Origin of the sequence: Streptomyces sp. NPDC102462 (assembly GCF_044765425.1) — a bacterium.
Taxonomy (GTDB): Bacteria; Actinomycetota; Actinomycetes; order Streptomycetales; family Streptomycetaceae; genus Streptomyces.
On record NZ_JBIWKB010000009.1, the window covers coordinates 145,201 to 163,117 of the forward strand.

14 protein-coding genes are annotated in these 17,917 nt (G+C 72.9%); 4 read left to right on the forward strand and 10 right to left on the reverse strand.

What is annotated here, in order from left to right; translation table 11 throughout:
• Positions 1-72: 72 nt before the first annotated feature.
• The 7 genes from murD to rsmH form a co-directional block, all read right to left on the reverse strand.
• Positions 73-1,497, reverse strand: a complete 1,425-nt coding sequence (gene murD / locus ACIRFL_RS10985) for a UDP-N-acetylmuramoyl-L-alanine--D-glutamate ligase (protein WP_404026434.1) — start codon at positions 1,495-1,497, stop codon at positions 73-75.
• Complete coding sequence (gene mraY / locus ACIRFL_RS10990; RefSeq protein ID WP_404026593.1) at positions 1,479-2,549, reverse strand: phospho-N-acetylmuramoyl-pentapeptide-transferase; 1,071 nt, start codon at positions 2,547-2,549, stop codon at positions 1,479-1,481. Before mraY ends, murD begins: the two co-directional genes overlap by 19 nt.
• Positions 2,549-3,979 (reverse strand): UDP-N-acetylmuramoyl-tripeptide--D-alanyl-D-alanine ligase, encoded by a 1,431-nt coding sequence (gene murF / locus ACIRFL_RS10995; protein ID WP_404026437.1) that lies wholly within the window; start codon positions 3,977-3,979, stop codon positions 2,549-2,551. Before murF ends, mraY begins: the two co-directional genes overlap by 1 nt.
• Before the next feature lie 4 nt (positions 3,980-3,983).
• Positions 3,984-5,504 carry a UDP-N-acetylmuramoyl-L-alanyl-D-glutamate--2,6-diaminopimelate ligase gene (locus ACIRFL_RS11000; RefSeq protein WP_404026595.1) on the reverse strand — a complete coding sequence of 507 codons (1,521 nt, stop codon included), beginning with the start codon at positions 5,502-5,504 and terminating at the stop codon, positions 3,984-3,986.
• Between the two features lie 171 nt (positions 5,505-5,675).
• Positions 5,676-7,673: a peptidoglycan D,D-transpeptidase FtsI family protein gene (locus ACIRFL_RS11005; protein WP_404026439.1), complete on the reverse strand. Its 1,998-nt coding sequence runs from the start codon at positions 7,671-7,673 to the stop codon at positions 5,676-5,678.
• Between the two features lie 5 nt (positions 7,674-7,678).
• Positions 7,679-8,332 carry a septum formation initiator family protein gene (locus tag ACIRFL_RS11010; protein ID WP_404026441.1) on the reverse strand — a complete coding sequence of 218 codons (654 nt, stop codon included), beginning with the start codon at positions 8,330-8,332 and terminating at the stop codon, positions 7,679-7,681.
• Between the two features lie 33 nt (positions 8,333-8,365).
• The gene (gene rsmH, locus ACIRFL_RS11015; RefSeq protein WP_404026444.1) at positions 8,366-9,322 is read right to left on the reverse strand and encodes a 16S rRNA (cytosine(1402)-N(4))-methyltransferase RsmH; all 957 of its coding nucleotides are present in this window, start codon (positions 9,320-9,322) and stop codon (positions 8,366-8,368) included.
• Between the two features lie 420 nt (positions 9,323-9,742).
• Here rsmH and ACIRFL_RS11020 point away from each other — a divergent pair, with 420 nt between their 5' ends.
• The 4 genes from ACIRFL_RS11020 to ACIRFL_RS11035 all read left to right on the forward strand — a co-directional run bounded on the left by ACIRFL_RS11020 (position 9,743) and on the right by ACIRFL_RS11035 (position 15,424).
• The gene (locus ACIRFL_RS11020) at positions 9,743-10,291 is read left to right on the forward strand and encodes a beta-class carbonic anhydrase (protein WP_404026446.1); all 549 of its coding nucleotides are present in this window, start codon (positions 9,743-9,745) and stop codon (positions 10,289-10,291) included.
• A 240-nt stretch (positions 10,292-10,531) separates the two neighbouring features.
• Complete coding sequence (locus tag ACIRFL_RS11025) at positions 10,532-11,563, forward strand: AAA family ATPase (RefSeq protein ID WP_404026448.1); 1,032 nt, start codon at positions 10,532-10,534, stop codon at positions 11,561-11,563.
• Positions 11,563-12,927, forward strand: coding sequence for a DUF58 domain-containing protein (locus ACIRFL_RS11030; RefSeq protein WP_404026451.1), 1,365 nt, complete (start codon positions 11,563-11,565; stop codon positions 12,925-12,927). The genes ACIRFL_RS11025 and ACIRFL_RS11030 overlap by 1 nt, the downstream gene beginning before the upstream one ends.
• A gap of 112 nt (positions 12,928-13,039) precedes the next feature.
• Complete coding sequence (locus ACIRFL_RS11035) at positions 13,040-15,424, forward strand: DUF3488 and DUF4129 domain-containing transglutaminase family protein (protein WP_404026454.1); 2,385 nt, start codon at positions 13,040-13,042, stop codon at positions 15,422-15,424.
• Positions 15,425-15,579: 155 nt separating this feature from the next.
• On the opposite strand, the gene ACIRFL_RS11040 is transcribed toward ACIRFL_RS11035, so the two are convergent.
• The 3 genes from ACIRFL_RS11040 to ACIRFL_RS11050 form a co-directional block, all read right to left on the reverse strand.
• Positions 15,580-15,975 carry a DUF3040 domain-containing protein gene (locus ACIRFL_RS11040; RefSeq protein ID WP_404026457.1) on the reverse strand — a complete coding sequence of 132 codons (396 nt, stop codon included), beginning with the start codon at positions 15,973-15,975 and terminating at the stop codon, positions 15,580-15,582.
• 277 nt (positions 15,976-16,252) lie between these two features.
• The gene (locus tag ACIRFL_RS11045; RefSeq protein WP_404026459.1) at positions 16,253-17,023 is read right to left on the reverse strand and encodes a methyltransferase; all 771 of its coding nucleotides are present in this window, start codon (positions 17,021-17,023) and stop codon (positions 16,253-16,255) included.
• 230 nt (positions 17,024-17,253) lie between these two features.
• Positions 17,254-17,832, reverse strand: a complete 579-nt coding sequence (locus ACIRFL_RS11050; RefSeq protein WP_404026462.1) for an SAV_6107 family HEPN domain-containing protein — start codon at positions 17,830-17,832, stop codon at positions 17,254-17,256.
• Positions 17,833-17,917 lie beyond the last annotated feature (85 nt).

Genomic DNA, 17,917 nt, shown 5'->3' on the forward strand with positions numbered 1-17,917 from the left:
CGCCGCCAGCCACTTCCGAGTCACGCGTCCCTCCATGGGTCCCGGAGCACCCGCCGTGGCCGAGAACCGCCGTCAGGCGCCCGCGCCGAGTTCGCGTACCGCCTCCGCGAACGCGTCACCGCGCTTGTTGTAGTTGGTGAACATGTCCATGGAGGCACAGGCCGGCGCGAGGAGCACCGTGTCGCCGGGCCGCGCGAGCCGCTTCGCCTCCTGGACCGCCTGGAGCATCGCCCCAGTGTCGGTCCGGTCGAGGTCGACGACGGGTACTTCCGGCGCGTGTCGCGCGAGGGCTTCCCGGATCAGGGCGCGGTCCGCGCCGATCAGGACCGCGCCGCGCAGCCGCGCAGCCGCCCCGGCCACGAGTTCGTCGAAGGTCGCGCCCTTCGCGAGGCCGCCGGCGATCCACACGACGGACTCGTAGGCGGCCAACGAGGCTTGCGCCGCGTGCGTGTTGGTGGCCTTGGAGTCGTCGACGTACGCGACGCCGTCCACGTCGGCCACGTGCGCGATGCGGTGGGCGTCCGGGGTGAAGGCCCGCAGGCCGTCCCGTACGGCCTTGGCCGGCACGCCGTAGGCGCGCGCCAGGGCCGCGGCGGCAAGGGCGTTGGCGATGTTGTGCGGCACGGGCGGGTCGATGTCGCCGACCTCCGCGAGTTCCTGGGCGTTGCGCTGCCGGTCCGCCACGAAGGCGCGGTCGACCAGGATGCCGTCCACGACGCCGAGTTGGGACGGGGCCGGGGCACCGAGTGTGAAGCCGATGGCCCGGCAGCCCTCCTCGACGTCCGCGGCGCGCACCAGGTCCTCGGTGACCTTGTCGGCCGCGTTGTAGACGCAGGCGACCCGATTGCCCTCGTAGACGCGGCCCTTGTCGGCGGCGTACTCCTCCATGGAGCCGTGCCAGTCGAGGTGGTCCGGTGCCAGGTTCAGGACGGCGGCGGAGTGGGCGCGCAGCGAGGGCGCCCAGTGCAGCTGATAGCTGGACAGCTCCACGGCGAGGACGTCGTACTCCTCATCGCCGAGGACCGCGTCGAGCAGGGAGACGCCGATGTTGCCGACGGCGGCGGTGCGCAGGCCCGCCGCCTCAAGGATGGCGGCGAGCATCCGTACGGTGGTGGTCTTGCCGTTGGTGCCGGTGACGGCCAGCCAGGGCGGGGCGTCGGGGCCGCGCAGCCGCCAGGCCAGCTCCACGTCGCCCCAGACGGGCACGCCGGCCCGCTCGGCGGCGGCGAACAGCGGCTTGTCCGGCCGCCAGCCGGGCGCGGTGACGATGAGGTCGGTGCCCTCGGGCAGGGTGTCGCCGTCACCGAGGCGCACGGTCACGCCGAGTGCCGTCAGCTCGGCCGCCTGGGCGCGGGCCCGCTCGTCGTCGCCGTCGTTGACGACGGTGACGTGCGCGCCGAGGCCGTGCAGCACCCTGGCCGCGGGGACGCCGGAGACGCCGAGTCCCGCGACGGTGACGTTCCTGTCCTGCCAGTCGGTCACTTGTCCGCTGCCCATCCCGCATAGAAGAGGCCCAGTCCGACAATTACACAGATGCCTTGAATGATCCAGAACCGGACCACCACAAGGACTTCGGACCAGCCTTTGAGTTCGAAGTGGTGCTGGAGTGGTGCCATCCGGAAGACCCGCTTCCCGGTGAGCCGGAAGGAGCCGACCTGGATGACCACCGACATGGTGATGAGCACGAACAGGCCGCCGAGGATGGCGAGCAGCAGCTCGGTGCGGGAGCAGATCGCCAGGCCCGCGAGCACACCGCCGAGCGCCAGCGAACCGGTGTCGCCCATGAAGATCTTCGCCGGCGAGGTGTTCCACCACAGGAAGCCGAGGCAGGCACCCATCAGCGCGGAGGAGACGACCGCGAGGTCGAGCGGATCGCGCACCTCGTAACAGGCGTTGGGGTTGGTCAGGGTCGTCGCGTTGGCGCAGGACTCCTGGAACTGCCACACCCCGATGAACGTGTACGCGCCGAAGACGAGCACCGAGGCGCCGGTGGCGAGGCCGTCGAGGCCGTCGGTGAGGTTCACGCCGTTCGACATCGCGAGGATCATGAACAGCGCCCAGACGACGAACAGCACCGGGCCGATCGTCCAGCCGAAGTCGGTGATGAACGACAGCTTCGTGGAGGCCGGGGTGTTGCCGCGGGAGTCCGCGAACTGGAGCGAGAGCACCGCGAAGGCGATGCCGCCCAGCAGCTGGCCCGCCATCTTCGCCTTGGCCCGCAGACCCAGCGAACGCCGCTTGACGATCTTGATGTAGTCGTCGAGGAAGCCGACCAGGCCCATGCCGACCATCAGGCCGAGCACGAGCAGACCCGAGTAGGTCGGGGGGTAGCCGGTGATCACCTTGCTCAGGAAGTACGCGGCGACCGTCGCCAGGATGAAGGCGATGCCGCCCATGGTCGGCGTGCCGCGCTTGCTCGCGTGCTCGCGCGGACCGTCGTCGCGGATGTACTGGCCGTAGCCCTTGCGCGCGAGGAGCTTGATCAGCAGCGGGGTGCCGATCAGGGTCAGGAAGAGACCAATGACGCCCGCGAACAGGATCTGCTTCATCATCGGGCGGCGACCTCACCCTCGGTGCCGGCCGTGAGCAGCGCCTCGGCGATGCCCTCCAGGCCGACCGAACGGGACGCCTTCACGAGTACGACGTCTCCCGGGCGCAACTCGCTGCGCAACAGGTCGACCGCCGCCTGTGCGTCGGACACGTGCACCGACTCCTCACCCCACGAACCCTCGTTATATGCGCCCAGTTGCAGCCAGGACGCTTCCCTGCCCCCGACCGCGACGAGCTTGCTGACGTTGAGTCGGACGGCGAGCCGCCCGACCGCGTCGTGCTCGGCGAGCGCCTCGTCCCCGAGCTCGGCCATCTTGCCGAGCACCGCCCACGTGCGGCCCCCCTTTTGCCGTGAGGCTTCGCCCATGGCTGCCAGCGCGCGCAGGGCGGCCCGCATGGACTCGGGGTTGGCGTTGTAGGCGTCGTTGACGATGGTCACGCCGTCCGGGCGCTCGGTGACCTCCATCCGCCAGCGGGAGAGGGTGCCCGCCTCGGAGAGCGCGGTGGCGATCTCTTCCGCGGACATGCCCAGCTCATGGGCGACGGCGGCCGCGGCGAGCGCGTTCGACACGTGGTGCTCACCGTACAGGCGCATGGTCACATCGCTTGCACCGGAGGGTGTGTGAAGCCTGAAGGAGGGCTGTCCGCTGTCCGTGAGTCGCACGTTCTCGGCGCGTACGTCCGCTTCGCCTGACTCTCCGAAAAGGATCACCTTCGCCTTCGTACGGGAGGCCATGGCCCGTACGAGGGGATCGTCGGCGTTCAGCACCGCCGTGCCGCCGTCCGCGGCCGCCGGCAGCGCCTCCACGAGTTCGCCCTTGGCCTGCGCGATCTGCTCCCGGCCGCCGAACTCGCCGATGTGGGCGGTGCCGACGTTCAGGACGATGCCGATCCTCGGCGGGGTGAGGCCGGCGAGGTAGCGGATGTGGCCGATCCCGCGGGCGCCCATCTCCAGCACGAGGAACTTCGTCTCCTCCGTGGCGGACAGGGCGGTCAGCGGCAGCCCGATCTCGTTGTTCAGGGAGCCCGGCGTGAACACGGTCGGCGCCTTGCGGCGCAGCACCTGCGCCACGAGGTCCTTGGTGCTGGTCTTGCCCGCGGAGCCGGTGAGGGCCACGAGGGTGGCGCCGAGGCGGGTCACGACGTGCCGGGCGAGGGCACCGAGGGCGCTCTGTACGTCCGCGACGACGATCGCGGGCACGCCGACGGGGCGCGACGCCAGCACGGCGACCGCGCCCGCCCCGACGACCGCTGCCGCGAAGTCGTGGCCGTCCACGTGCTCGCCGACGAAGGCGACGAACAGGCTGCCGGGCTCCACCTCACGGGAGTCCCGGACCACCGGCCCGGTGACCTGGACGGACGGATCCGGTATGTCGTGCGTCTGCCCGCCGACGACTGCTGCGATCTCGGCGAGGGAGAGGGCGATCACAAGTTCATCCCTGGGTCTGCTGGATAGCTTCGCGAAGCACCTGGCGGTCGTCGAAGGGACGGACCACCCCGGCGATGTCCTGGCCCTGCTCATGGCCCTTGCCCGCGACCAGCACGGTGTCCCCGGGCCCCGCCCGGCCGACCGCCGCGGCGATCGCGGCGGCCCGGTCCTCGAAGAGCAGCACCTCGCCCCGCTCGTGCGCGGGCACGGACGCCGCGCCTTCGAGCATGGTGGCGAGGATCGCCAGGGGATCCTCGGAGCGTGGGTTGTCGGAGGTCAGTACGGCCGTGTCGGCGAGCCGGGCCGCGGCGGCGCCCATCGGGGCGCGTTTGGTCTGGTCACGGTCGCCGCCGCAGCCGAGGACCACGTGCAGACGGCCCTTGGTGACCTTCCGCAGGGCCTTGAGGACCGATTCGACGGCGTCGGTCTTGTGGGCGTAGTCGACGACCGCGAGATACGCCTGTCCGGCGTCCACCCGCTCCAGCCGACCGGGCACGCCCGGCACGGCGGCGACGCCGTCGGCAGCGGCCTGCGGGTCGAGGCCCGCGGCGGCGAGCGCGACGACCGCGGCGAGGGTGTTGGCCACGTTGAACGGGCCGGGCAGCGGCGACCTGGCGGCGATCCGCTCGCCGTGCGGGCCGAGCACCGTGAACGTCGAGTCCAGGGGGCCGATCCGCACGTCCTCGGCACGCCAGTCCGCGTCGGGGTGGCCCTCGGCGGAGTAGGTGACCACCGGCACGGACGCCTCCTGGGCGAGCCGGCGGCCGTACGCGTCATCGGTGTTGATCACGCCGAGCCTGCTGCGCGCGGGCGTGAACAGCTGCGCCTTGGCCTGGAAGTAGTCCTCCATGCCGGAGTGGAACTCCATGTGCTCCGGGCTGAGGTTGGTGAACACGGCGACGTCGAAGACGCAGCCGTCGACCCGGCCGAGGACCAGGGCGTGGCTGGAGACCTCCATGGCCACCGCCTCGACGCCGCGTTCGCGCATGACGGCGAACAGGGCCTGCAGATCGGTGGCCTCGGGGGTGGTGCGCTCGGACTTGATGCGCTCGTCGCCGATGCGCATCTCGACCGTGCCGATCAGCCCGGTGGACCTGACCGTCCGCAGGCCGCCCTCCACGAGGTAGGCGGTGGTGGTCTTGCCCGAGGTGCCGGTGATGCCGATCTGGAGCAGGTCGCGGCCCGGGTCGCCGTAGATCGTGGCCGCGAGCGCGCCCATCCGGGCGCGCGGATCGTCGACCACCACGACCGGCAGACCGGTCGCGGCGGCCCGCTCCGCACCCGCCGGGTCGGTCAGCACGGCGACCGCGCCGAGACCGGCGGCCTGGCGGACGAAGTCGGCGCCGTGCAGGCGGGCGCCGGGCAGGGCGGCGTACAGGTCGCCGGGGCGGACGGCACGCGAGTCATGGGTGATGCCGGTGACCCCGGCGGCGCCGGCCGGCGCCGCGGCACCCAGCTGATCGGCGAGTTCCGCGAGGGGTGTGGCGGAAACCCGAACCGGTCGTGGCGGCCCCGGCGATGTCACGGATGCGCCCTTCTGGGTGGTTTGGGACTGATCAGCGTGTGGCACGGCGGTGAGCGTACCGGGCGCGGCCGCCTCGGAGCGAAGCGAGGGCGCGGGCGGTGTGTGGTTCCCGGGGTCGGGAGTGATCGTTGTCACGGGCTGGTTCCTGGTGGTCGTTCCCGGAGGTGCTGATCAGGGCTTGTAGGTCACGGGCAGGTTGGCGGCCTTGGCGCCGGTCGGCGGGACCTGGAGGGTCTTCAGGGCGAACTCCATCACCTCCTTGTAGATGGGCCCGCAGATCTGACCGCCGAAGTAGCTGCCGGAGGTGGCGTTCTGGATCGCGCAGTAGACGGTGACCCGGGGTTTGTCCGCGGGTGCGAATCCGGCGAACGACGACGTGTAACCGCGGTACTTCCCGGTGGCCGGATCCACGCGGTTGGCGGTGCCGGTCTTGCCCGCGACCCGGTAGCCGGGGATGCGGGCCTTGACGCCGGTGCCCTGCTCGTCGTCGACCACGGACTCCAGCATCTGGGCGAGGGTCTTGGCCGTCTTCTCGCTGACCACCCGGGTCTTCTTGGGCTCCGGGGCCGGGGCGAAGCGCCCGTCGGCCCCCCGTTCGCCGCGCACCAGGGTCGGCTCGACACGGACACCGCCGTTGGCGATCGTCGAGTACACGGAGGCGGCCTGCATGGCGTTGATGGAGAAGCCCTGGCCGAAAGGGACCGTGTACTGCTGCGACGTCGACCAGTCGCCCGGGGCGGCCAGGATGCCCCTGGTCTCACCGGGGAAGCCGAGCCCGGTGTAGCCGCCGATGCCGAACTTGCGCAGGTACGAGTAGAGGACCCGGTTGGCCTCCGGCTGGGTCTTGCCGAGCTGGCCGGTGGCCAGGATGGTGCCGATGTTGCTGGACTTGGCCAGCACACCGTTGAGCGTGAGGTACCAGGTCGCGTGGTCGACGTCGTCCTGGAAGAGCCGGTCGCCGCGGTGCAGCCGGTTGGGCACCTCCACGTGCGTGAGGGGGGTGGCGGCGCCCTCCTCCAGCACGGCCGCCATCGACATGACCTTCGCCGTGGAGCCGGGCTCGTAGGCGTCCTGGAGGGCCGCGTTGCCCATCGCCGACGCATGGGCCTTCGACAGGTCGTTGGGGTCGAAGCCGGGCGAGTTCGCCATGGCCAGGATCTCGCCGGTGCGGGTGTCCTGGACGATCACATAGCCGCGGTCGGCCTTGGACTTGGCGACCTGCTCGGTGATGGCCTTCTGCGCGGCCCACTGGATGTCGCGGTCGATGGTCAGCTCGATGTCGGAGCCGGGCACCGCGGGGGTCTCGGTGGAGCCCGCGGTGGGCACCTGACGGCCGCCGGACTGGGCGTAGCGGATCTTGCCGTCCTTGCCGGCCAGCTTCTTGTTCAGCTGCTGCTCGATGCCGCCGCCGCCCTTGCCCTCGGCGTTGACCCAGCCCAGTATCCCGGCGGCGAGGTCGCCGTTGGGGTACACGCGCTGGCTGCTGGGGTCGGAGAACACCCCGGCCAGCACGTTGACGGTGGACTTGTCCGTCTCGGCCTTCTTGGCGAGCGCGCTCCTGAGGTCCTTGATCTGCTTCCAGACCTGCGGGGTCTGCCGGCCGGCGAGCTTGACGTACCGCAGCTCCTTGTTCGCCGGGCGCAGCTTGCGGACCAGGTCGGCCTGGTCCTGGCCGAGGATCGGCGCGAGGAGCGCGGCGGCCTGCTCGGGACCGTCGTCGATGCCCAGCTGCTTGCGGGTGAACATCGTCGGGTCGGCCGTGATGTCGTCGGCGTCCTCGCTGACGGCGAGAGAGACGCCGTTGCGGTCGGTGATCCCGCCGCGCTCGGCGGTCAGGGTGTGCGCCACGTAGCGGTTCTGCTCGGCCTTCGCGGCGTACGCGCTGGCGTCGACGGCCTGGACCTGGAGCAGCCGGACGACGAAGGCGAGCAGGACGAGGGTCAGGGCGAGGCTGACCATGCGCAGACGGGGGCGGGGGCTGCCCAGCCTCAGGACCGGCGGGGCCGGCCGGGGCGGGCTCGGGCGCCGGGCCGGGCGGGCCCCTGGGCCGGCGGGGCGCCGGCCGCCCGGCCCCGCACGGTGCGGGTCGCCCCGGTCCGCGCGGATCCGGGGTGGAACGGGCTTGGCGGGGCCGGGCACACGGCGGCGCGGCGGTTCCCTGTCGGACACTTCCGTCACCTGCCGGGGGTCGGGGTCGAGACGGACCGGGGGGCGGAGGAGGGCGGGGCGGGCGGCGACGCGGTGGACGCCGCGGCAGGCGGACCGGCCGCCGGGCCCGCGGCCGGGCCGGACGGGCTCGCGTACGAGGAGACCGCGCCGGCGTACGGGGCGCCCCGCTCGGCGTACGAGGCGGACGGGCTCGCGCCGGGGGCGGACGGGGGCGCGCCGGAGGCGGACGGGCTCGCGCCGGGGGTGGCGCCGGTCAGGGCCTCCGGGGGCGCGGGCGAGCGGGGCGCGGACTGCCGGGCGGCCGGGCTGGGGACGCCCTTGACGGTGCCGTCGGGGCCGAGGAAGGCCGGGTCGCCGCCGGGCACCATGCCCAGCTCGCGGGCACGCCGCTGAAGGGCGTCGGGCGCGGAGTAGGCGTCGATGTCGCGCCGCAGCGCCTGTTCCTCGTCGGTGAGGCTCTTGGTGCGCTTTTGCAGGTCGTCGAGCCGGAACGAGCCTTCGCTGAGCGCCGAGTTCAGCACGAGCAGACCGATGAGGCCACCACCGAGGAGCAGGACGACGAGGAGGACGAACGGGGTGCGGGCCGCCCGGGCGCGGCCGGCCGGCAGCAGCCGGGCGAGCCGGGCGGCCCTGCCCTTCACTTCGGGTTTCCTAGCCACTTGTCCTCCGGTGAGTCCGGGGACCCCACTCGCTCACTCGGCGTCCTCCCTGATGCGCTCGGCACCGCGCAGCCGCGCCGGGGCCGCCCGGCGGTTGTCGGCGACCTCTTCCTCGGTGGGAAGTTCGGCACCGCGCGTGAGCAGCTTGAGCCGAGGCTGGTACCGCTCGGGCACGACCGGCAGCCCCTGCGGCGCTGTGGAACCGGCACCGGCCGCGAACACCTGCTTGACCAGGCGGTCCTCCAGCGAGTGGTACGACAGGACGGCGATCCGGCCGCCCACGGCGAGCGCCTTCACCGCCGCGGGTACCGCACGCTCCAGGACGGCCAGTTCGCCGTTGACCTCGATGCGCAGCGCCTGGAAGGTGCGCTTGGCCGGGTTGCCGCCGGTGCGCTTGGCGGCCTGCGGCAACGCGTCCCGGATCACCTCCACCAGGCGCGCGCTGGTGGTGAAGGGCTCCTTGTCGCGCTCGCGGACGATCGCGGCGACGATCCGCTTGGCCTGCTTCTCCTCGCCGTAGGCGCGCAGGATCCGGACGAGTTCGCCGGCCGGATAGGTGTTGAGGACCTCGGCGGCGCCGATCCCCGTCGACTGGTCCATGCGCATGTCGAGGGGCGCGTCCTGGGCGTAGGCGAAGCCGCGGTCGGCCTCGTCGAGCTGCATGGAGGAGACACCGAGGTCGAACAGGACGCCCTGCACGCGCGCGATGCCGAGCCGCGCGAGGACGTCGGGCAGCTCGTCGTAGACGGCGTGCACGAGGGTGGCACGCTCGCCGTAGGGCGCGAGCCGCTGCGCGGACAGACGCAGGGCTTCCTTGTCGCGGTCCAGGGCGACGAGCCGGGCCTGCGGGAACCGGCTCAGCAGTGCCTCGCTGTGCCCGCCGAGTCCCAGCGTGCAGTCGACGACCACGGCTCCCGGCCGCTCCAGGGCGGGCGCCAGCAGGTCCAGGCACCGCTGGAGCATCACCGGGACGTGTCGACTCTGGCTCAAGGGGCCCTCTCAGGTCCGGCGCGGGCCGTACGCACCGCCGGGTCCCCGCCCGCTCGTGAAGGGGAGGCCTGCCGGCGCCGAAAGCGTCAGCCGGCCGGGAGCGGGAGGAGGCCGAGCCGTACGTACGCGCCGCGCACGTGGGGAGACGGACCGCGCGCGTGCCGGGGTCTCCTGGTGAATTCAGTCCAGCGGGGAGAGACGCGCCTCCCGCTTCGCGTCACTTTAGTCCACGGTCTGGCGCGGTCAATCAACCGGCCTGCGCGTCGCGCAGCGCACTCCGGTCGGCGGCGCGATCCGGAAGAATCACCTGTACGACTCGGCATTCTCCTCCGTGTGGGTTAATTCACACCACGCGACGATGACCTTCTTTGTCCCTCCCGTAGCAGGACCGATCGCCCAGTGACCAGTACCGTCGTGACTATGACGACTTCTGCAGCAGTTCCCGCCGGGTCCGAAGGCGCCACAACGGGCAAGGGCACCGTGACGGACCGTCTCGTGGAGGCCAACGAGCGGTACGCCGCCGCGTTCACCGATCCCGGGATGGACGCCCGTCCCGTTCTGCATGTCGCGGTCGTGGCCTGTATGGACGCCCGTCTCGACCTGCACGCCGCGCTCGGCCTGGAGCTCGGCGACTGTCACACCATCCGCAACGCGGGCGGTGTCGTCACCGACGACGTGATCCGCTCCCTGACGATCAGCCAGCGGGCCCTCGGCACCCGCAGCATCGTCCTCATCCACCACACCGGCTGCGGCCTGGAATCCCTCACCGAGGAGTTCCGGCACGAACTGGAGATGGAGGTGGGCCAGCGCCCCTCCTGGGCGGTGGAGTCCTTCCGGGACGTCGACCAGGACGTGCGGCAGTCCATGCAGCGGGTGCGCACCTCGCCGTTCCTGCTGCACACCAATGACGTGCGCGGTTTTGTGTTCGACGTCAGGTCGGGCCTGCTGCGCGAGGTCGACCCCGCCTGAGCGCCCTCGGCCGCCCCGTGAACGGCCGGCGTCCGGCGCCGGACGGGCCGCTCGAAGGGGCCTGGAACCGACAGGGTGCGGGCAGTTGTCCACAGGCGAGTGACACGAATCGGTAACGGCAGGAAGAATGCGGGTGTGGCGTCACGCGGAACTTTTCCCGTGTGGTGTCCGTGTTTCGGGGTGGGCCGGTCCGCAGCTGACAGCGACGGCCCGGAGTGAGAACGGGCCGAGGAGGGCCGGGTGACGACCTATGACGATCGAGCGAGCCTCACTGATCTGACCGCCACTGTGGAGCGTGTCCGCAGCTCGGTGGAAGGAGTGATCGAGGGCAAGCCCGAGGTCGTACGGCTTTCGCTGACCGTACTGCTCGCCGAGGGGCATCTTCTGATCGAGGATGTCCCCGGCGTGGGCAAGACGATGCTCGCCAAGGCGCTGGCGCGGTCCATCGACTGCTCCGTGCGCCGCATCCAGTTCACCCCCGACCTGCTGCCGTCGGACATCACGGGTGTGTCCATCTGGGACCAGCAGCGCCGGGACTTCGAGTTCAAGCCGGGCGCGATCTTCGCGCAGATCGTGATCGGCGACGAGATCAACCGCGCGTCCCCCAAGACCCAGTCGGCGCTGCTGGAGTCCATGGAGGAGCGGCAGGTCACCATCGACGGGCAGACCTATGAACTGCCCAGCCCCTTCATGGTGGTGGCCACGCAGAACCCGGTGGAGATGGAGGGCACCTATCCGCTGCCTGAGGCCCAGCGCGACCGCTTCATGGCCCGCGTCTCCGTCGGGTACCCCAGCGTCGAGGCCGAGTTGCAGATGCTGGACGTGCACGGCGGCGCCTCGCCCCTGACGGACCTCCAGCCGGTCGCCCACGCGCACGAGATCGTGAAGCTGGTCGAGGCCGTCCGCGGGGTGCATGTCGCGGAGACCGTCCGGCGCTACGCGGTCGACCTGGTCGCCGCCACCCGCAGCCACCCCGATCTGAGACTCGGCGCCTCCCCGCGCGCGACGCTGCACCTGCTGCGCGCGGCGAAGGCCGCAGCAGCCCTGGCCGGCCGGGAGTACGCGCTGCCGGACGACATCCAGGCCCTGGCCGTGGCGGTCCTCGCGCACCGGCTGCTGCCCACCGCCCAGGCCCAGCTCAACCGGCGCACCTCGGAGCAGGTGGTCCAGGAGATCGTGCAGCGCACGCCGGTGCCCGCGGCGCCACGGCAGAGCGGCTTCGGCGGGCTGGGTGCGACCGCGTACGGCCAGCAGCCGCCGCGGAGGCTGTGATGAGCGGCGGGGGGACGGGCCGGCCGGAGACCGAACGCGACGACAAGGGTGGTGTCCGCACGGCGCTGGCCGGGCTGACCACGCGCGGCCGTTCGTTCCTGGCGGCCGGCGTCGCCGCCGCCGTCTGCGCCTATGTGCTGGGGCAGGGCGAACTGCTCCGGGTCGGGCTGCTGCTGGCCGCGCTGCCCCTCATCTGCGCGACGGTGCTCTACCGCACGCGCTACCGGGTGGCGGGCAGCCGCCGGCTCTCCCCCTCGCGGGTGCCCGCGGCCGCCGAGGCCCGGGTCCATCTGCGCATGGACAACGTCTCACGGCTGCCCACGGGCCTGCTGATGCTCCAGGACCGGGTGCCGTACGTGCTCGGGCCGCGGCCCCGCTTCGTGCTCGACCGGGTGGAGCCCGGCGGTCGCCGTGAGGTGTCCTACCGGGTCCGCTCCGACCTGCGGGGCCGCTATCCGCTCGGCCCGCTGCAACTGCGCCTGACCGACCCGTTCGGGATGTGCGAGCTGACCCGCTCCTTCTCGACGTACGACACCCTGACGGTGATCCCGCGCGTGGAGGCGCTGCCGCCGGTGCGCTTCAGCGGCGAGGCGAAGGGGTACGGCGACGGGCGGCAGCGCTCGCTGGCCCTGGCCGGCGAGGACGACGTGATCCCGCGCGGCTACCGGTACGGCGACGATCTGCGCCGCGTCCACTGGCGCTCCACCGCGCGCTACGGCGAGCTGATGGTGCGCCGCGAGGAGCAGCCGCAGCGCTCCCGGTGCACGGTGCTGCTGGACACCCGGGGCATCGCCTTCGCGGGCGCCGGCCCGGACTCGGCCTTCGAGTGGGCGGTGTCCGGCACCGCGTCCGTGCTGGTGCACATGCTCGAACGCGGCTTCTCGGTACGCCTGTTGACGGACACCGGCAGCTCGGTGCCCGGTGAGGGAAGCGACGGGTTCGCCGGCGCCAGCCAGGAGACGGCGGACGCGGCCGGGATGATGATGGACACCCTCGCCGTGATCGACCACTCGGACGGCGCGGGCCTGTCCCGTGCCTACGACGTGCTGCGCGGCGGCAGCGAGGGTCTGCTGGTGGCCTTCCTCGGCGAACTGGACGAGGAGCAGGCCGCCGTGGTCGCCAAGATGCGCCGGCGCAGCGGCGGCGCCGTCGCCTTTCTGCTGGACCCGGACACCTGGGTGCGGGAACCGGCGGACGTGCCCGGACCGGGAAGCGCTCAGGCGGACCGGGTGCGGCTGCTGCGGGAGGCGGGCTGGACGACCGTGAGCGTGCCGCGCGGCGCCTCGCTGGAGGAACTGTGGCGCCGGGCGGACCACGAACGCACGGGCGCGGCCGCGCTGAGTGGCGGGGAGGCACGGTCATGAACGGTGACGGGACCCGAACGGAACGGACGCGGCGGGCCGGGACAGGTGCGGCTGGGGCCGCGGCGGGGGCGCCGGGGCCCGGTGGCGGGCCGCGTGTGCGGGAGGTGACGGCATGAGCGGACGGGCCCGACTGGCGATCGGCGCCGCCGTGGCCACGATGATGGCGGCGTGCGCGCTGCTGCCGCTGGTCTCCCCGACGACCTGGATCTTCCAGGCGGGCCTTCTGGTGGCGGTGCAGACGGCCGTGGGCGCGGCGACCCGGCGGGTGCCGCTGGCCCGGTCGCTGACCGTGGCGATCCAGGCCCTGGTGAGCCTCGTGCTGCTGACCCTGGTCTTCGCGCGGGAGCAGGCGCTGCTCGGGCTGATCCCCGGGCCCGATGCCTTCCGCCACTTCGCCGACCTGCTCCAGCAGGGCTCGGACGACGTGAGCCGGTTCGCGATCCCGGCGCCGCTGTCCGACGGCATCCGGCTGATGCTCGTCGGCGGTGTCCTGGTGATCGGGCTGATCGTGGACCTCCTCGCGGTGACGCTGCGCAGCGCGGCCCCGGCCGGGCTTCCGCTGCTGGCCCTGTACTCGGTGGCGGCGGGCCTGTCCGACGGCGGCACCGACTGGCTGTGGTTCCTGGTCGCCGCCGCCGGCTATCTGATGCTGCTGCTCACCGAGGGCCGGGAGCGGCTGTCCCAGTGGGGCCGGGTCTTCGGCGGCGCCGCCCGCTCCCCCGGCGGCCCGGCCGGCGGCGCGGTGGCGCCCGTCCGCACGGGCCGGCGCATCGGCGTGGTCGCGCTGGGCGTCGCCGTGGTGGTGCCCCTGGCCCTGCCGGCGATGCAGGGCGGCCTCCTGGACGGCACCGGAACCGGGGTGGGCGCGGGCAACGGCAACGGCGGCACCATCTCCGCGGTCAACCCCCTGGTGTCGCTGCGCGACAGCCTGAACGTGGACGAGGACCGCCAGGTGCTGTCCGTGCGGACCAGCTCCAACGACATCGCGGACCTGTATCTGCGGATCGTCTCCCTGGACGACTTCGACGGCACCACCTGGAAGCCGTCCCAGCGGCACATCGTCGGCGTGCCGGACCCGTTTCCCACGCCGGCCGGGCTGGGTGAGGACGTCAGGCGCTCGCAGGTCAGGACGAGGATCACGGCAGCCGACTGGTACGCGCAGGACTGGCTGCCGATGCCGTACCCGCCGAGCGGTGTGCGGGTCGCCGGCAAGTGGCGCTACGAACCGGTGGGCATGACGCTGGTGGGCGACCACGGCCAGAACACCCGCGGTGCGGCGTACGAGGTGACCAGCCTGGACGTGCAGCCGACCGCGGAGCAGCTGGCCTCGGCGCCGGAGCCGTCGCAGGCGCTGCGGCGCGAGTACACCAAGGTGCCCAAGTCGCTGCCGTCGGTGGTGGCGAGCACGGCCGAGCAGGTCACCGCGGGGGCGACGAGCCACTACGAGGAGGCGGTCAAGCTCCAGGACTACTTCGCCGTGACCGGTGGCTTCCAGTACGACACCGAGGTGCAGGTCGGCCGGGGACCGGACGCGATAGCGACCTTCCTGGAGAAGAGGCAGGGCTTCTGCATCCACTTCTCCTTCGCGATGGCCGCGATGGCCCGCACCCTGGGCATTCCGGCCCGGGTCGCGGTCGGCTTCGCGCCCGGTACGCCGCAGTCGGACGGCACGGTCTCGGTCGGTCTGAAGGACGCCCACGCCTGGCCCGAGCTGTACTTCGAGGGCGTGGGCTGGACCCGTTTCGAGCCGACCCCGACCCGGGGCACGGCGCCCGAGTACACCCAGTCGGACACGCCCGGCACGTCCCTGCCGGACGTGACGCGCCCCTCGCAGCAGGCGTCCGAGGCGCCCTCCGCCGCGGCTTCGCCGAGCGAGAGCTGCACGGCGCAGATGCGCAAGCTGGAGGCGTGCGACAGCCCGTCGGTGCCGGCCGCGGCGGCGGGCGGCGGTGACGGTCCGAAGTGGTGGCAGTCGGCGCTGTGGGCCGTCGGCGGGCTCGTCGTGCTGGTCCTGCCGTTGTCGCCGCTGCTGTGGCGCAAGCGGCTGCGGGCGGTTCGGCTGGGCGGGCATGCCCGCACCGAGGAGGGCGCGGCGGCGCATGCGCTGGCGGCCTGGCAGGAGCTGACCGACACCGCGTGGGACTTCGGGATCCTGCCGGACGAGTCGCTGACGCCGCGCCGGGCGGCGGACCGGATCGTCCGGCTCGGGCACCTCGATGCGGCGGCCGGTGCCGCGGTGCACCGGGTGGCGGACGCCCTGGAGCAGGTCCTCTACGCGCCTCGGCCGCGGCCGACGGCCGGACTCGCGGAGGATGTGCGCCGGGTGGCCGGGGCGCTGAGCGGCGCGGTCAGCCGCGGTACGCGACTGCGCGCGCTGTTCGCGCCGCGCTCGGCCGTGCGCGCGCTGTGGGCGGTGTCGGCCTGGTCGGCGGCGCTCAGGGCGCGGGTGGCGGCGGCACGGCCGACCCTGCGCAAGCCGTCCGGCCAGCAGAGCTGAGGCGGGGCCCCCGGCTGTCCAGGACAGCCGGGGTGGGCTCCCCGGAACAGCCAAACCGGTGGCCGCATGAGACATGACTGAGGGGTGACCACCCGTGACGGGTGGTCACCCCTCAGTCATGTCCGTATGGGGGCCCTGCTCTCCCTGTGGCGCCTCTAACGGCCGCCCTGCTCGTCGCGGCGGCGCTGCCAGCGCTGTTCGATACGGTCCATCAGGGACCGCTTCGACCGTGCCTGACGCCGCGTGTGCGGGGCGCCCGCGGCGGGCTGCTCACCCGGCTTGGGGGCCTTGCGCCAGCCCGTGACGGCGAGTACCGCACAGCCCAGCATGACGAGGAAGCCCACCACGCTGACCCAAATCTGCTGCGCGACCATTCCGGCCATGAGGAGCGCGATACCTACGAGGAAGCCTGCGACCGCCTGGTAGACCCGTCGCCGGGTGTACGTACGCAGCCCGTTTCCCTCAAGCGCTGTCGCGAACTTGGGATCTTCGGCGTACAGCGCTCGCTCCATCTGCTCGAGCATGCGCTGCTCGTGCTCCGAGAGCGGCACGGAGTCCTCCTCATCGTGCAGTCGCCGGGGCGACCCGGGGGGTCCCTTCAGGATAGGCAGGGAATCGCCCCCGTGAAACCCGCCCCTCTAGGCCAATTGGCCAACCGGAACCCGCCATGGCCGTCCCGGCTCGCTGAAGCTTCCATTCCCCAGCGGCCGACCCGTCATGCCGGGCGGTCTCCCTCGATCATACGGCGCGAACCCCGCGATCGGGGGGCCTGTGGCGTACTCCATCTGCTGTCGCGTCGCTGATCAGCGGTGTGGCCCTGAAGGCCGCTCAGGTCTCGTCGGCCCCGTGGGTCTCGCCGAGCACATGCAGCTGGGTGGCCACGGAGTGGAACGCCGGCAACTCGGCCGCCGCCGCCTCCAGCTTCAGCAGGGAGTCGAGCGCTCCGGGCTCGGTGTCGACGAGGACTCCGGGTACCAGGTCGGCGAAGATCCGCACGCCGTGCACGGCGCCGACCGCGAGACCCGCGCCCTCGACCAGCGCGGTCAGCTGCTCGGCGGTGAAACGCCGGGGCATCGGGTCGCCCGCGCCCCAGCGGCCGTCGGGGTCGGCGAGGGCGTGCCTGGCCTCCGTGAAGTGTCCGGCCAGGGCGCGGGCCAGCACGGCACCGCCGAGTCCGGCCGCGAGCAGGCTGAGCACGCCCGCGGGGCGCAGGGCGGCCACCGCGTTGCGGACGCCCTCGGCCGGGTCGTCGGCGTACTCCAGGACGCCGTGGCACAGCACGACGTCGAAGCCGCCGCGCGCCACGACGTCGAAGAGGCCGTGGATGTCGCCCTGGACGCCCCGGACCCGGTCGGCGACCCCGGTCTCGCCGGCCCGCCGCTCCAGCGCGAACAGCGCGTTGGGGCTCGGGTCGACCACGGTGACGCGGTGCCCGAGGCGGGCCACGGGCACCGCGAACTTGCCGCTGCCGCCTCCGGTGTCGAGGACGTCCAGCGAGTCCCGCCCCGTGGCCTTGACCCGGCGGTCGAGGGCGTCCTGAAGGACCTCCCAGACCACGGCGGTACGGAGGGAGGCGCGGGGGCGCATCGGGTCCGACACGACAGTTGACTCCTCGGCGCGGCACCGCCTGCTGACCGGCGGCGCGAACGGGGTCCCTCCCCCGCCCGGGACGCGGGAGGAGGGAAGGCTTCAGGCGCTCTCCACCCTATTGCCTCCGGCGCCGTACCTGGTCATCGTGGGGGCGCGCGGCCTGCGCGTCCCCCGGGGCGGACCGGTCCCGGCGTCCCCCTCCCCGTGCGGGGCGGGCGCGGCCGCACGGCGCGGGGCGGTCATCCCGCGTCCGGCATGTCCCGGTCAGTGAGGTCCGTGCCGGTGGTGCGGACGGCCGGTTCGGCGGTTTCCTGACGGGGCTGCGGCAGGACCGGCTGGAGCACCAGCATCCGCTCCACGATCCGGACGAACATCGCCACGTCCCGTATCAGATCGTCGGCGTCGCGACGGCCGGCCGCATCCCGGATGCCCGCCTCGGCGCGGGCGCGGCGGGCCGCGCCGGAGGCGAACAGGGCGCTCCACTCCGTGAGTTCGGGTGCGATCTCGGGAAGCACCTCCCAGGCGCTGCGGATCCGCGCCCGGCGCCGGGCGGTCGGCTCCGGGCGGCCCCGGGCGGCGAGGACGGCGGCTGCGGTGCGCAGGGCGGCGAGATGGGCCGTCGCATAGCGCTCGTTGGGCGTTTCGAGGACGGCGGCCTCGTCGAGTCCGGCACGGGCCTGGGCGAGCAGGTCGAGGGCGGCGGGCGGGGCCGTGGCCCGGCGGAGCACGGGGTGCACATCGCTCGCCGGGCCGGTCAGTGAGGGGGCAGGGCCGGTGGCGCGGCGCCGGTGGGCGGCTGCTGCGGACGAGCTGGCCATGACGAACCTCCTGTCGTCTGTTGACGGCACACCCGCTACGAGGTGCCGTATGCGCCCATCGTGCGGTATGCCACTGACAATCCGT